Annotated in this window: 15 protein-coding genes; 9 read left to right on the top strand and 6 right to left on the bottom strand. The window is 62.0% G+C overall.

Annotated features, from left to right (window positions below):
- Positions 1-43 precede the first annotated feature (43 nt).
- The 3 genes from ACYZUM_RS26990 (at position 44) to ACYZUM_RS27000 (ending at position 1,879) form a co-directional block, all read left to right on the top strand.
- A complete protein-coding gene (locus tag ACYZUM_RS26990) occupies positions 44-601 on the top strand; it encodes a DNA-3-methyladenine glycosylase I (protein ID WP_108181235.1) in 558 nt (185 codons plus the stop codon).
- A gap of 40 nt (positions 602-641) precedes the next feature.
- The gene (locus ACYZUM_RS26995) at positions 642-1,529 is read left to right on the top strand and encodes a lysophospholipid acyltransferase (RefSeq protein WP_041073613.1); all 888 of its coding nucleotides are present in this window, start codon (positions 642-644) and stop codon (positions 1,527-1,529) included.
- A 110-nt stretch (positions 1,530-1,639) separates the two neighbouring features.
- On the top strand, positions 1,640-1,879 hold the full coding sequence (locus tag ACYZUM_RS27000; RefSeq protein ID WP_041073615.1) for a PilZ domain-containing protein: 240 nt from the start codon (positions 1,640-1,642) through the stop codon (positions 1,877-1,879).
- Position 1,880: 1 nt separating this feature from the next.
- Here the strand turns inward: ACYZUM_RS27000 and ACYZUM_RS27005 are convergent, their stop codons facing one another.
- The 5 genes from ACYZUM_RS27005 to def all read right to left on the bottom strand — a co-directional run bounded on the left by ACYZUM_RS27005 (position 1,881) and on the right by def (position 6,592).
- A complete protein-coding gene (locus ACYZUM_RS27005) occupies positions 1,881-2,195 on the bottom strand; it encodes a tetratricopeptide repeat protein (protein WP_007960748.1) in 315 nt (104 codons plus the stop codon).
- A gap of 167 nt (positions 2,196-2,362) precedes the next feature.
- Complete coding sequence (trkA, locus tag ACYZUM_RS27010) at positions 2,363-3,739, bottom strand: Trk system potassium transporter TrkA (protein ID WP_003220233.1); 1,377 nt, start codon at positions 3,737-3,739, stop codon at positions 2,363-2,365.
- Between the two features lie 22 nt (positions 3,740-3,761).
- Complete coding sequence (gene rsmB, locus ACYZUM_RS27015) at positions 3,762-5,072, bottom strand: 16S rRNA (cytosine(967)-C(5))-methyltransferase RsmB (protein WP_108181236.1); 1,311 nt, start codon at positions 5,070-5,072, stop codon at positions 3,762-3,764.
- The gene (gene fmt, locus ACYZUM_RS27020) at positions 5,069-6,028 is read right to left on the bottom strand and encodes a methionyl-tRNA formyltransferase (RefSeq protein WP_108181237.1); all 960 of its coding nucleotides are present in this window, start codon (positions 6,026-6,028) and stop codon (positions 5,069-5,071) included. The genes rsmB and fmt overlap by 4 nt, the downstream gene beginning before the upstream one ends.
- Before the next feature lie 57 nt (positions 6,029-6,085).
- Positions 6,086-6,592, bottom strand: coding sequence for a peptide deformylase (gene def / locus ACYZUM_RS27025; RefSeq protein ID WP_027610272.1), 507 nt, complete (start codon positions 6,590-6,592; stop codon positions 6,086-6,088).
- A gap of 159 nt (positions 6,593-6,751) precedes the next feature.
- On the opposite strand from def, the gene ACYZUM_RS27030 reads away from it, so the two are divergent.
- The 4 genes from ACYZUM_RS27030 to ACYZUM_RS27045 all read left to right on the top strand — a co-directional run bounded on the left by ACYZUM_RS27030 (position 6,752) and on the right by ACYZUM_RS27045 (position 10,485).
- Positions 6,752-7,777 carry a LysM peptidoglycan-binding domain-containing protein gene (locus ACYZUM_RS27030; RefSeq protein ID WP_041073622.1) on the top strand — a complete coding sequence of 342 codons (1,026 nt, stop codon included), beginning with the start codon at positions 6,752-6,754 and terminating at the stop codon, positions 7,775-7,777.
- A 79-nt stretch (positions 7,778-7,856) separates the two neighbouring features.
- Positions 7,857-8,957 (top strand): DNA-processing protein DprA, encoded by a 1,101-nt coding sequence (gene dprA, locus ACYZUM_RS27035; RefSeq protein ID WP_108181238.1) that lies wholly within the window; start codon positions 7,857-7,859, stop codon positions 8,955-8,957.
- Positions 8,958-9,012: 55 nt separating this feature from the next.
- Positions 9,013-9,570 carry an L-threonylcarbamoyladenylate synthase type 1 TsaC gene (gene tsaC / locus ACYZUM_RS27040; protein ID WP_007962683.1) on the top strand — a complete coding sequence of 186 codons (558 nt, stop codon included), beginning with the start codon at positions 9,013-9,015 and terminating at the stop codon, positions 9,568-9,570.
- A 240-nt stretch (positions 9,571-9,810) separates the two neighbouring features.
- On the top strand, positions 9,811-10,485 hold the full coding sequence (locus tag ACYZUM_RS27045; RefSeq protein ID WP_108181239.1) for a hypothetical protein: 675 nt from the start codon (positions 9,811-9,813) through the stop codon (positions 10,483-10,485).
- A gap of 65 nt (positions 10,486-10,550) precedes the next feature.
- Here the strand turns inward: ACYZUM_RS27045 and ACYZUM_RS27050 are convergent, their stop codons facing one another.
- Entirely contained in the window at positions 10,551-11,528 is a 978-nt protein-coding gene (locus ACYZUM_RS27050) for an NADPH:quinone reductase (RefSeq protein ID WP_108181240.1), read from the bottom strand.
- A gap of 163 nt (positions 11,529-11,691) precedes the next feature.
- Here ACYZUM_RS27050 and hemF point away from each other — a divergent pair, with 163 nt between their 5' ends.
- Entirely contained in the window at positions 11,692-12,606 is a 915-nt protein-coding gene (gene hemF / locus ACYZUM_RS27055; RefSeq protein WP_108181241.1) for an oxygen-dependent coproporphyrinogen oxidase, read from the top strand.
- A 9-nt stretch (positions 12,607-12,615) separates the two neighbouring features.
- On the top strand, positions 12,616-13,437 hold the full coding sequence (aroE, locus tag ACYZUM_RS27060; protein ID WP_108181242.1) for a shikimate dehydrogenase: 822 nt from the start codon (positions 12,616-12,618) through the stop codon (positions 13,435-13,437).
- Positions 13,438-13,554 lie beyond the last annotated feature (117 nt).

Genomic DNA, 13,554 nt, shown 5'->3' on the forward strand with positions numbered 1-13,554 from the left:
GGAGTATACCCGATTCAGTCGCACCTCCACCCCCTGGAGCCTTATGCCACGCTGCTTTTGGTGTACCGAAGATCCACTGTACATGGCTTATCACGATCAGGAGTGGGGCACGCCGCTACGCGATGCGCAGGGTTTGTTCGAGTTGCTTTTGCTCGAAGGGTTCCAGGCTGGCCTGTCGTGGATCACCGTACTGCGCAAACGCGAGCGCTACCGCGAGGTGTTGTACGGCTTCGACGTGCAGCGTGTGGCGCAGATGAGCGACGCCGAAATCGCTGAATTGATGCTCGATCCGGGGATCATCCGCAACCGCCTCAAACTCAATGCCGCCCGGCGCAATGCCCAGGCCTGGCTGGCGCTGGAAGACCCGGTGGCCTTTCTCTGGTCGTTTGTCGGCGACCGCCCGATCATCAATCATTTCAAGGATCGCAGCGAAGTCCCGGCGATCACGCCCGAAGCGCTGGCCATGAGCAAGGCCCTGAAAAAGGCCGGCTTCACCTTCGTTGGCCCAACCATTTGCTACGCACTGATGCAGGCTTCGGGCATGGTCATGGATCACACTCAGGACTGTGACCGCTACGCGCAGCTGGTCAACGGCGGTTAGAATGGCCGCCTCGCGCACAGCACAAAATCAGGAGTGACCTGTGGAAAAGTTTAAAGGCGCCTTGCTGGTAGGCGCTCTGCGGCTGTTTGCCCTGCTGCCATGGCGGGCCGTGCAGGCCGTGGGTTCGGCGATCGGCTGGATCATGTGGAAAACCCCCAACCGTTCCCGCGACGTGGTGCGGATCAACCTTTCCAAATGTTTTCCACAGATGGACCCGGCCGAGCGCGAGCGCCTGGTCGGCCAGAGCCTGAAAGACATCGGCAAATCCCTGACCGAAAGCGCCTGCGCCTGGATCTGGCCGGCTCAGCGTTCGATCGATCTGGTGCGCGAAGTTGAGGGCCTCGACATCCTCAAGGAGGCGCTGGCCTCGGGCAAAGGCGTGGTCGGCATCACCAGCCATCTGGGCAACTGGGAAGTGCTCAACCACTTCTATTGCAGCCAGTGCAAACCGATCATTTTCTACCGCCCGCCAAAGCTCAAGGCGGTGGATGAATTGCTGCGCAAGCAACGCGTGCAACTGGGCAACAAAGTCGCTGCTTCCACCAAGGAAGGCATCCTCAGCGTGATCAAGGAAGTGCGCAAAGGTGGTGCAGTGGGCATTCCGGCTGACCCGGAACCGGCCGAGTCCGCCGGGATTTTCGTGCCGTTCTTCGCCACCCAGGCGCTGACCAGCAAATTCGTGCCGAACATGCTCGCCGGCGGCAAAGCGGTCGGCGTGTTCCTGCATGCCCTGCGTCTGCCGGACGGTTCCGGCTACAAAGTGATCCTCGAGGCGGCGCCCGAAGCCATGTACAGCACCGATACCGAGGAGTCCTGTGCGGCCATGAGCAAAGTGGTCGAGCGCTATGTCGCGGCGTATCCGAGCCAGTACATGTGGAGCATGAAGCGCTTCAAGAAACGCCCGCCGGGCGAAGCGCGCTGGTACTGAGCAAGTTGGCACACTCTGTGGATAACCTGCAGGAGCTGCCGCAGGCTGCGATCTTTTGATCCAGCTTCTGCGGCTTATCCACAGCCTCGTTCATACAAGGGCGCATAAAGATGTCCGAACAACGCAAATCCTTCCGCATCAAGATCACCCACGACAGCTTCGGTGAGTGCCTGGGGCAGACGCGCAATCTGTCGGCCACCGGCGTGTATGTCCAGCATCCAGGCCTGGCTTCGTTGCCCAAAGGCGCGGTGGTTTATGGTCAGGTGCAGGGTTTACCCACCGGCGCGCCACGGGTGCGAATGGAAGTGGTCACGGTGGATGCCGAGGGCATCGGCCTGCGCTATCTCTAGCTTATTGCGCCTGGCGGTCGAGCTTCTTCAGAAACACGGTCATTTCCTTCTCCGCCTGCTTGTCGCCATGGGCGCGGGCGGCTTCCAGACCTTGCTCCCACGCCTGCCGCGCGGCGGCGTGCTCGCCCAGTGCGAGCTGAGCCTTGCCCAATAGCTTCCACGCCGCCGAGTACTTCGGATCGAAGCCGACGCAGCGCTGAAAATGTTCGGCAGCCTTGGCGTTCTCCCCCAGATCCAGATAACCCTTGCCCAGGCCGAAGCGCAGCAATGAGTTATCCACACCCTTGGCGAGCATTTTTTCCAGGGATTCGAGCATGGGTGGAGTCCTTTTCTAGTGCTTCAGAAAGATCTGCGGTGCCGCCATCGCTGGCAAGCCAGCTCCCACAAGGATCTCGGGTGCACATCACATTTGTGAACAACCGAAAAACCCGTGGGAGCTGGCTTGCCAGCGATGGGGCCAATGAAGGCACCGCTCATTCAGGATCAGAAGAAGCTCAGACCCACATGAAACAGCTTCTCCACATCGCGGATATGCTTTTTATCCACAAGGAACAGAATCACATGGTCACCCGTTTCGATCACCGTATCGTCGTGGGCGATGATCACTTCTTCGTTGCGGATGATCGCACCGATTGTGCTGCCCGGCGGCAGGCCGATTTTCTCGATCGGCCGGCCGATGACCTTGCTCGACTTCGCATCGCCGTGGGCAATCGCCTCGATGGCTTCCGCCGCACCCCGACGCAGTGAGTGCACGCTGACGATATCGCCACGCCGTACGTGAGCGAGCAAAGTGCCGATGGTCGCCAGTTGCGGACTGATGGCGATGTCGATGTCGCCCCCCTGAATCAGGTCGACGTACGCCGGGTTGTTGATGATCGTCATCACCTTCTTCGCCCCCAGCCGTTTGGCCAGCAGCGACGACATGATGTTGGCTTCGTCATCGTTGGTCAGCGCCAGGAAGATGTCGGCGTCTGCAATGTTCTCCTCCAGCAGCAGATCACGGTCCGACGCACTGCCCTGCAGCACCACGGTGCTGTCGAGGGTGTCGGAGAGATAGCGGCAGCGTGCCGGGTTCATCTCGATGATCTTCACTTGGTAGCGGCTTTCGATGGCCTCGGCCAGACGCTCGCCGATCTGCCCGCCACCGGCAATCACGATGCGCTTGTAGGTTTCGTCGAGACGGCGCATTTCGCTCATCACCGCGCGAATATTCTCACGGGCGGCGATGAAGAAAACTTCGTCATCGGCCTCGATCACCGTATCGCCCTGAGGCAGGATCGGTCGGTCACGGCGGAAAATAGCCGCGACACGCGTCTCGACATTCGGCATGTGCTCGCGCAACTGGCGCAGTTGCTGGCCCACCAGCGGTCCGCCGTAATAGGCGCGCACCGCCACCAGTTGCGCCTGGCCTTCGGCGAAATCGATCACTTGCAGCGCGCCCGGATGCTGGATCAGGCGCTTGATGTAGTTGGTCACCACTTGCTCGGGGCTGATCAGCACGTCGACCGGAATCGCTTCATTCTGGAACAGCTGTTCTTCGCGATTGAGGTAGGACGCTTCGCGCACCCGGGCGATCTTGGTCGGGGTGTGGAACAGCGTGTGCGCGACCTGGCAGGCGACCATGTTGGTTTCGTCGCTGTTGGTCACCGCCACGAGCATATCGGCATCGTCGGCGCCGGCCTGACGCAATACCGACGGCAGCGAGCCGCGGCCCTGAATGGTGCGGATGTCGAGACGGTCGCCGAGGTCGCGCAGGCGTTCGCCGTCGGTATCGACCACGGTGATGTCGTTGGCTTCGCTCGCCAGGTGTTCGGCCAGCGAACCGCCGACCTGCCCCGCGCCGAGGATGATGATTTTCATCCAGTCACTCCGTTGAATCCGTTTAGCCGCGCGCGGCAGCGATCTTGATCAGCTTGGCGTAGTAGAACCCGTCATGCCCGCCCTGCTGGGCCAGCAATTGGCGACCGTGGGGCTGTTTGATCCCGGCGGTGGTCGCCAGATCCAGTTCGCGGGCACCCGGCGTGCGCTCGAGAAACGCGGCGATGACGTCGGTGTTCTCGGTTGGCAAGGTCGAGCAAGTGGCGTAGAGCAGCATGCCGCCGACTTCGAGGGTTTTCCACAGGGCGTCGAGCAGCTCGCCTTGCAGCTGCGCGAGGGCAACGATGTCTTCCGGCTGACGGGTCAGCTTGATGTCCGGGTGGCGGCGGATCACCCCGGTGGCCGAGCATGGCGCGTCGAGCAGGATGCGCTGGAACGGTTTGCCGTCCCACCACGCGGCGGTGTCGCGACCGTCGGCGGCAATCAGCTCGGCGCTCAGGCCCAGCCGCTCAAGGTTCTCCTTTACGCGCACCAGACGCTTGGCTTCCAGATCCACGGCCACCACGCCGGCCAGCGCCGATTCGGCTTCGAGGATGTGGCAGGTCTTGCCACCCGGAGCGCAGCAAGCGTCGAGTACGCGCTGGCCGGGGGCGAGATCGAGCAGATCGGCGGCCAATTGCGCCGCTTCGTCCTGCACGCTGATCCAGCCTTCGGCAAAACCCGGCAGGCTGCGCACGTCGGTGGCGGCTTCGAGGACGATGCCGTCGCGGCTGTAAACGCATGGCGCCGCAACGATACCCGCTTCAGTCAGCAAGCCGAGGTAGGCGTCGCGGCTGTGATGCCGGCGGTTGACCCGCAGGATCATCGGTGGATGCGCGTTATTCGCCGCGCAGATCGCTTCCCACTGCTCAGGCCAGAAGGCTTTCAGGGATTTTTGCAGCCAGCGCGGGTGGGCGGTGCGCACCACCGGATCGCGCTCAAGCTCGGCGAAAATCGTCTCGCTTTCGCGCTGGGCGTTGCGCAGCACGGCATTGAGCAACCCCTTGGCCCACGGCTTTTTCAGCTTGTCGGCGCAACCGACGGTTTCGCCGATGGCCGCGTGCGGCGGCACGCGGGTGTAGAGCAGTTGATAGAGACCGACCAGCAGCAACGCCTCGACATCGGCGTCGGCAGCCTTGAACGGTTTCTGCAAAAGTTTTTCCGCCAGTGCCGACAGCCGTGGCTGCCAGCGCGCGGTGCCGAACGCCAGATCCTGGGTGAAACCGCGATCACGGTCTTCGACCTTATCCAGTTGCGTCGGCAGGGAGCTGTTCAGCGATGCCTTGCCACTGAGCACGGCGGCGAGTGCCTTGGCGGCGGCCAGACGCGGGTTCATTGCGCGTCCACCGCTGCACCCAACACAGTGCCGACGGCAAATTTCTCGCGGCGGCTGTTGAACAGATCGGCGAAGTTCAGCGCCTTGCCGCCGGGCAGTTGCAGGCGGGTCAGGCACAGTGCCTGCTCACCGCAGGCGACGATCAGGCCGTCCTTGCTGGCGCTGAGGATTTCACCCGGTGCGCCATTGCCGTCAGCCAGCGTGGCGGCCAATACCTTCAGCGCTTCGCCATTGAGGGTGCTGTGGGTGATCGGCCATGGGTTGAAAGCACGCACCAGACGCTCCAGTTCGACCGCCGGACGGCTCCAGTCGAGGCGCGCTTCGTCTTTGTTCAGTTTGTGGGCGTAGGTGGCGAGCTCGTCGTTCTGCACTTCGCCTTCGAGGGTTCCGGCGGCCAGACCGGCAATTGCCTGGACCACGGCGGGCGGACCCATTTCGGCGAGGCGGTCGTGCAGCGTGCCGCCGGTGTCGTTGGCGCTGATCGGGGTCACGACCTTGAGCAGCATCGGTCCGGTGTCGAGGCCCGCTTCCATGCGCATCACGGTCACGCCGCTTTCGGCATCACCGTGTTCCACGGCGCGCTGGATCGGCGCCGCACCGCGCCAGCGTGGCAGCAGCGAAGCGTGGCTGTTGATGCAGCCCAAGCGCGGAATATCCAGCACGGCTTGCGGCAGGATCAGGCCGTAGGCGACCACCACCATCAAGTCCGGCTTCAGTGCGGCGAGTTCAGCCTGAGCCTCAGCGTTGCGCAGGGTCGGCGGCTGCAACACCTGGATATTATTTTCCTGCGCCAACTGCTTAACCGGGCTCGGCATCAGTTTTTGCCCACGACCGGCCGGACGATCCGGTTGGGTGTAGACCGCAACGATCTCGTAAGGGCTGTTCAGCAGGGCCTTGAGATGTTCGGCGGCGAATTCCGGGGTGCCGGCAAAAACGATGCGCAGTGGCTCAGTCATGAAAGGAGTCTCATAAAAAGAAAAAGGCTTGCCGCAGCAAGCCTTTGAAGAGGGGCATCAAGCGTTCTGGCGGTGCAGCTTTTCCAGTTTCTTCTTGATCCGGTCGCGTTTGAGCGTGGACAGGTAATCGACGAACAACTTGCCATTGAGGTGGTCGCACTCGTGCTGGATGCACACCGCGAGCAGGCCTTCGGCGATCAGTTCGTAAGGCTGGCCATCGCGGTCCAGTGCCTTGATTTTGACCTTCTGCGGGCGGTCGACGTTTTCGTAGAAACCCGGCACCGACAGGCAGCCTTCCTGGTATTGATCCATCTCGTCGGTCAGCGATTCGAACTCGGGGTTGATGAACACCCGGGGTTCGGTGCGGTCTTCGGAAAGGTCCATCACGACGATACGTTTGTGCACGTTGACCTGGGTCGCGGCGAGGCCGATGCCCGGCGCTTCATACATTGTTTCAAACATGTCATCGACCAACTGACGCACTTCGTCGTCCACTACAGCCACAGGCTTGGCGATAGTACGCAGACGCGGGTCCGGGAATTCGAGGATGTTTAAAATGGCCATAGGCTGATTGCTGCACGTATTGAGTAAAGTCGGGTCGATGGCCTGGCAGGTCCGAAGATGCAGGCTACCGTTGTGAAGCGTAGCTAATGCAATTTGCAGTAGCGAGCCACGGGGGCTCTGACGGTTCACGCGAACGCACATGATAAAGGGATTCGCTGCATGAGGAAAACACTACTCGCCCTGCTGCTTCTGGCTTCGGCCGCGGCAGCGCAAGGGCAAGTGCAACTCAGGGATGGTTTTCCACAGCAATACACGGTGGTTTCGGGAGACACCCTCTGGGACATTTCCGGAAAATACCTGCGCGAGCCCTGGCAATGGCCACAGCTGTGGCGGGCCAATCCGCAAATTGAAAACCCCAACCTGATCTACCCCGGCGACACGCTGACGCTCAGTTACGTCAACGGCCAGCCGCAACTGACGCTCAAGCGCGGCGAGTCACGGGGCACCATCAAGCTGTCGCCACGCATCCGCACCAGCCCGGTGGCCGAGGCGATTCCGAGCATTCCGCTGAAATCGATCAACAGCTTTCTGCTGAGCAACCGCATCGTCGACAAGGTCGAGGACTTCGACAAGGCGCCGTACATCGTCGCCGGCGATGCCGAGCGCGTGTTGAGCGGCACCGGTGACCGAATCTTCGCTCGCGGGCATTTCGACCCGAATCAACCGGTGTACGGCATCTTCCGCCAGGGCAAGGTCTATACCGACCCGCAGACCAAGGAGTTCCTGGGGATCAACGCCGACGATATCGGTGGCGGTGAAATCGTCGCCACCGAAGGCGACGTCGCCACCCTCGCCCTGCAACGCACCACTCAGGAGGTGCGTCTGGGCGACCGCCTGTTCAGCGGCGAAGAGCGCTCGGTCAATTCGACCTTCATGCCCAGCGCCCCGAGCACCCACATCAATGGACTGATCATCGACGTGCCGCGTGGTGTCACGCAGATCGGCGTAATGGACGTGGTCACCCTGAACAAGGGCAGGCGCGACGGCCTCGCCGAAGGCAATGTGCTGGTGGTGATGAAAACCGGGGAAACCGTGCGTGACCGGATCACCGGCCAGCCGCTGAAAATTCCTGACGAACGGGCCGGTCTGCTGATGGTGTTCCGCACCTACGACAAGCTCAGTTACGGCCTCGTACTCAACGCATCACGCTCGTTGGCGGTGCTCGACAAGGTGCGAAATCCTTAGCAGGCTTAACAAGTTACCAACAGAGTTATCCACAGCTTGTTCCGAATGGTTCGGGACTTATAACGATCAAGGATGATCCATGATGCTGTCTGCCAGTACCTCCATTTCCCCTGCGGAACTGGAAGCGCGTTTGCGCCTGCACCGCTTGCCGGAAATCGGCCCGAAACGTTTTGCCAAGCTGCTTGAAGCCTTCGGCTCGGCGTCAAAAGCCATCAGTGCGCCAGGCAGTGCCTGGCGTGCGCTGGGTTTGCCGGCGGCGTGCAGTGACGCTCGGCGCAGTTGCGAAGTGCGCGATGGCGCGAGCCATGCATTGCGCTGGCTAGAGCAGCCGCAGCAGCATGTGCTGATGTGGGATCAAGCAGATTACCCGGCGCTGCTGGCGCAGATTCCCGACCCGCCACCGCTGTTGTTTGTGGCCGGCGATCCGCTGATTTTGGAAAAACCGCAACTGGCGATGGTTGGCAGTCGACGTGCTTCACGTCCGGGAATGGACACCGCCGCAGCGTTTTCCCGTAGCCTGGCCGGGGCCGGTTTTGTCATCACCAGTGGTTTGGCGTTGGGTATCGATGCGGCGGCCCATCAAGCGGCGCTGGACGTCGGCGGACAAACCGTCGGCGTGCTTGGCACGGGACTGGAAAAAATTTATCCACAGCGCAATCGACGCATTGCCGATGCAATGATCGCCTCCGGCAGTGCGGTGCTTTCAGAGTTTCCCCTGGACGCCGGCCCGACGGCGAGCAATTTTCCCCGACGCAACCGGATCATCAGCGGTCTGTCCCTGGGCGTGCTGGTGGTCGAGGCCAGTGTCGCCAGCGGTTCGCTGATCACCGCGCGACTGGCGGCGGAACAGGGTCGCGAGGTCTATGCGATTCCTGGCTCGATTCACCACCCCGGCGCGCGTGGTTGTCACCAGTTGATCCGCGACGGTGCGGTGCTGGTGGAAACCATCGAACACATCCTCGAAGCCCTGCGCGGCTGGCAGCGGCTGCCTTTATCCACAGAGATGCCGGAGGCCGGACACCCGTTACTTGCCTTGCTGCATGCAGCGCCGCACACCACTGAGGCTTTGGCCGACAGCTGTGGCTGGGCGTTGCCCAAAGTGCTGGCGGCGCTGACCGAACTGGAAATGGACGGCCGTGCGGTGTGTGAAAACGGTCGCTGGCTGGCCAGGACACGCTAGGTTTTACAGGGAAGATCGGTAAACTGCGCAAAACCTGTTTGCGGAGAGTTTTTTCATGGTCAACAGTTGGCGTGTGCAACAAGCCGCACGAGAGATTCGCGCCGGGGCGGTGATTGCCTATCCAACCGAAGCCGTCTGGGGGCTGGGTTGCGACCCGTGGAATGAAGAGGCGGTGGATCGACTGCTGGCGATCAAGAACCGTTCGGTGGACAAGGGCCTGATCCTGGTCGCCGACAATATCCGTCAGTTCGACTTCCTGTTCGAAGATTTCCCGCAAGAATGGATCGACCGCATGGCCAGCACCTGGCCGGGGCCGAACACCTGGCTGGTGCCGCATCAGAACCTGTTGCCGGAATGGGTGACGGGCGTGCACGACACCGTGGCTTTGCGGGTCAGCGATCATCCGCAGGTGCGGGATCTGTGCTCGATGGTCGGGCCGTTGATCTCGACTTCGGCCAACCCGCAGGGGCGGCCGGCGGCGCGCACGCGGTTGCGCGTCGAGCAGTATTTCCGTGGGCAGATCGATCTGATCCTCGGCGGCCAACTGGGTGGGCGCAAGAACCCCAGCGTGATCCGCGATCTGGCAACCGGCAAGGTCATTCGTCCCGACTGATCCTGCGTTGAAAACCTTTACCGTGAGTCTTCCTCGCCTGGATGGCGAGGAAGACTACGCGTGCCTGCGATTTATCCTGCAATGACGCTGTTTTCCATGTCGGAAAAGTCTCCAAGTGTCCGTATTCATTGATATTTCCCACTTGATTATCAGACTTTCTGGCGTGGCGGAATTGCCAAAAGCAACCATCCTTTCCCTGCACTTGAAACACTTCGATAAGTTAAGGTCTGCGGAGAAAGAATGGACACTACGAATTTGCAACTCACGGATTACCTGCGGGCGCTTCAGGTGACGTTGAAGAGTCACCATGACGGGTGTCGCATCGTGATGCTTGAGGCGGGGGCGGATACTCAGGAGTTCGACCGGTTTATCGATCGACAATTTCGGCTTCGGCTGCAGCATTACATGCTGACTTCACGGGCGCGGATGCTCGAAACCAGACTGGCGATAAAGTCGCGCAGTACTCACTTTCTGCTGTATCGCCACGATCAACTGCTGGCGGTACTGAGGGCGACTCCGGCACCGTTCGAATGGGTATCGCTGGCGCAGCAACACGTTTCTCCCACGGCGGCGCTGTCGCGCCATGTCGAATTCAGCCGCTTGATCTCCTACACACCCAATCAGCTACCCATCGCGGTCAATGGTCTGTTGGCAGCCGCTACCGAATGGGCCATCAAACGCGGCTATAAGGGCGTGACCGCGTTGTGCAGATCGCAACAGCTGCGCTTTTACCAGCGTTTCGGGCTGATGCCGATCGCCTCCAACGCGCTGCACATCGAACAGCGCGCACGCGGCGATTACTGGGTGGTGTCAGCCGAATGGCGGCAAATCCTCGCGGCGGTTCAACCGCCGGATCACGCGACGGTTGGCCATTTGGTGCAGAAACCGCTGGAGTGTCATCTGCCGAGGTGTTGAACGCGTTCGAACGGTGTTGCCAGCCAGGAAGTTGCAACCCTGACTGGCAAGCCGCCGAAGGTGGATCAGGGCAGCAGGATGGTCGAGCCGGTGGTGCGTCGCGCCGCCAGTTCGGTCTGCGCCTTCGCTGCATCAGCCAGTGAATAGCGCTGGCTGATGTCGACCTTGAGCTTGCCGCTGATGATCATCTCGAACAGCTCGTCGGCCATGCGCTGCAGGTTCTCGGCGTTGTTGGCGTAGGTCGCCAGGGTTGGCCGGGTCACGTACAGCGAACCCTTGGCCGCGAGAATCCCCAGATTGACCCCGTCCACTGCACCGGAGGCGTTGCCGAAACTCACCACCAGTCCGCGCGGCGAGACGCTATCGAGCGAGGTCAGCCAGGTGTCCTTGCCGACGCCGTCGTACACCACCGGGACTTTCTGGCCATCGGTCAGCTCCAGCACCCGCTCTGCCACGTTTTCGTGGCTGTAATCGATGGTCGCCCAGGCGCCGTTGGCCTTGGCCAGTTCGGCTTTTTCCTTCGAACTGACCGTACCGATCAGTTTCACGCCCAGCGCCTTGGCCCATTGACAGGCCAGCGAACCGACACCCCCGGCAGCAGCGTGGAACAGAATGGTTTCGCCGCCCTTGAGTTCATAGGTCTGGCGCAGCAGATACTGTACGGTCAGGCCCTTGAGCATGACCCCGGCAGCGGTCTCGAAGCTGATCTCGTCCGGCAGCTTCACCAGATTGGCTTCGGGCAGGGTGTGCAAATCGCTGTAGGCACCCAACGGGCCGCTGCCGTAGGCGACGCGGTCGCCGACCTTGAACCGGGTGACGTCGCTGCCCACCGCATCGACGATGCCGGCACCTTCCGCGCCCAGGCCGGACGGCAAGGCTGGCGGGGCATACAGACCGCTGCGGTAATAGGTGTCGATGAAGTTCAGGCCGATCGCCTTGTTGGCCACCCGCACCTGATTCGGGCCGGGCGCGGCGGGCTGGTAGTCAACATACTCGAGCACTTCGGGACCGCCATGGGCACGGAACTGGATACGCTTTGCCATCTGCCTGCTCTCCTTGGGTCGTTTGTAAGCCCCCTATCCAACTCCCCTGCTTGATCTTCGTCAACTGCGGCACGCTTGCCTGCGGTGTTATGCTACGCGCCCATTTGCGCCGCCCCCTGCCTGCGGGGTGTGCGCGTAGTTATGCCCGATTCAAGGTGAAGCCATGACGACCCGCACCGACGCCGTAAAGGCCTATCTGCTCGACCTGCAAGACCGCATCTGCGCCGCGCTGGAAACCGAGGACGGCGGCACGCGCTTCGTCGAAGACGCCTGGACCCGGCCTGCCGGTGGTGGCGGTCGTACCCGCGTGATCGAGAACGGTGCGGTGATCGAAAAGGGTGGTGTCAACTTTTCCCACGTGTTCGGCAGCGGTCTGCCGCCGTCGGCCAGCGCCCATCGTCCGGAACTGGCCGGTCGCGGTTTCGAAGCCCTCGGCGTATCGCTGGTGATCCACCCGCACAATCCACATGTGCCAACGTCCCACGCTAACGTGCGCTTTTTCATCGCCGAGAAGGAAGGTGAAGAACCCGTCTGGTGGTTCGGCGGCGGCTTCGACCTGACCCCGTATTATGGCAACGAAGAAGACTGCATCCACTGGCACCGCGTCGCCGAGCAAGCCTGCGCGCCGTTCGGGGCGGACGTCTATCCGCGTTACAAGGCGTGGTGCGACACCTACTTCCACATCAAGCATCGCCACGAACCGCGGGGCATCGGCGGCCTGTTTTTCGATGACCTGAACGAGTGGGACTTCGACACCAGTTTCGCCTTCATGCGCGCCATCGGTGATGCCTACATCGACGCTTACCTGCCGATCGTGCAGCGCCGCAAGCACGAGGCGTTCAGCGCCAAACAGCGTGAATTCCAGGAATTCCGCCGTGGCCGTTACGTCGAGTTCAACCTGGTGTACGACCGTGGCACGCTGTTCGGCCTGCAATCGGGCGGGCGTACCGAGTCGATTCTCATGTCGCTGCCGCCGCAAGTGCGCTGGGCCTATGACTTCAAGGCCGAGCCCGGTAGCGAGGAAGCGCGCCTGACCGACTACTTCCTGCAAGACCGCGACTGGCTGGCCCAGGCCTGAGGACTGTTGATGGATCGTTACGTCGTTTTCGGTAACCCGATCGGCCACAGCAAGTCGCCGATGATTCACAAACTGTTCGCCGAACAGACCGGGCAGCGCCTGGACTACAACACCCTGCTGGCGCCGCTGGACGGCTTCAGTGCCTGCGTCACGGCGTTCTTCCAGGAAGGTCGTGGCGCCAACGTCACCGTGCCGTTCAAGGAAGAGGCCTATCGTCTGGCGAACAGCCTGACCGCCCGTGCACAACGCGCTGGTGCGGTGAACACCTTGAGCAAACTGGCCGACGGTTCGCTGCTGGGCGACAACACCGACGGCGCCGGTCTGGTCCGTGACCTGACGGTGAATGCCGGGTTCAGCCTGACCGGCAAGCGCATTCTGCTGCTCGGCGCTGGCGGCGCGGTGCGCGGCGCTCTGGAGCCGTTGCTGGCGGAAAAACCGGCGTCGGTGATTATCGCCAATCGTACGGTGGACAAAGCCGAGCTGCTGGCGGAGTTGTTCTGTGATCTGGGGCCGGTATCGGCCAGCGGTTTCGACTGGTTGCGGGAGCCGGTGGACGTGATCATCAACGCCACCTCCGCCAGCCTCACCGGTGACGTGCCGCCGATTGCCGCGAGTCTGATCGAGCCGGGCCAGACCCTGTGCTACGACATGATGTACGGCAAGGAACCGACCGCGTTCTGCCGTTGGGCCAGCGAGCATGGCGCGGCGGTGTCGATGGATGGTCTGGGGATGCTGGCCGAGCAGGCAGCCGAGGCGTTTTTCCTGTGGCGCGGGGTGCGTCCGGATACAGCGCCGGTATTGGCCGAGCTGCGCCGCCAGTTGGCGCAATAACAGAGCCTTTGTGGCGAGGGCGCTTGCTCCCGCTCGGGTGCGAAGCGTCCGCAACCGGCTTTGGGCTGCTGCGCAGCCAGCGGGAGCAAGCTCCCTCGCCACAGAGGTCTGGAAGTG

This window comes from Pseudomonas sp. m6p (genome assembly GCF_055760375.1).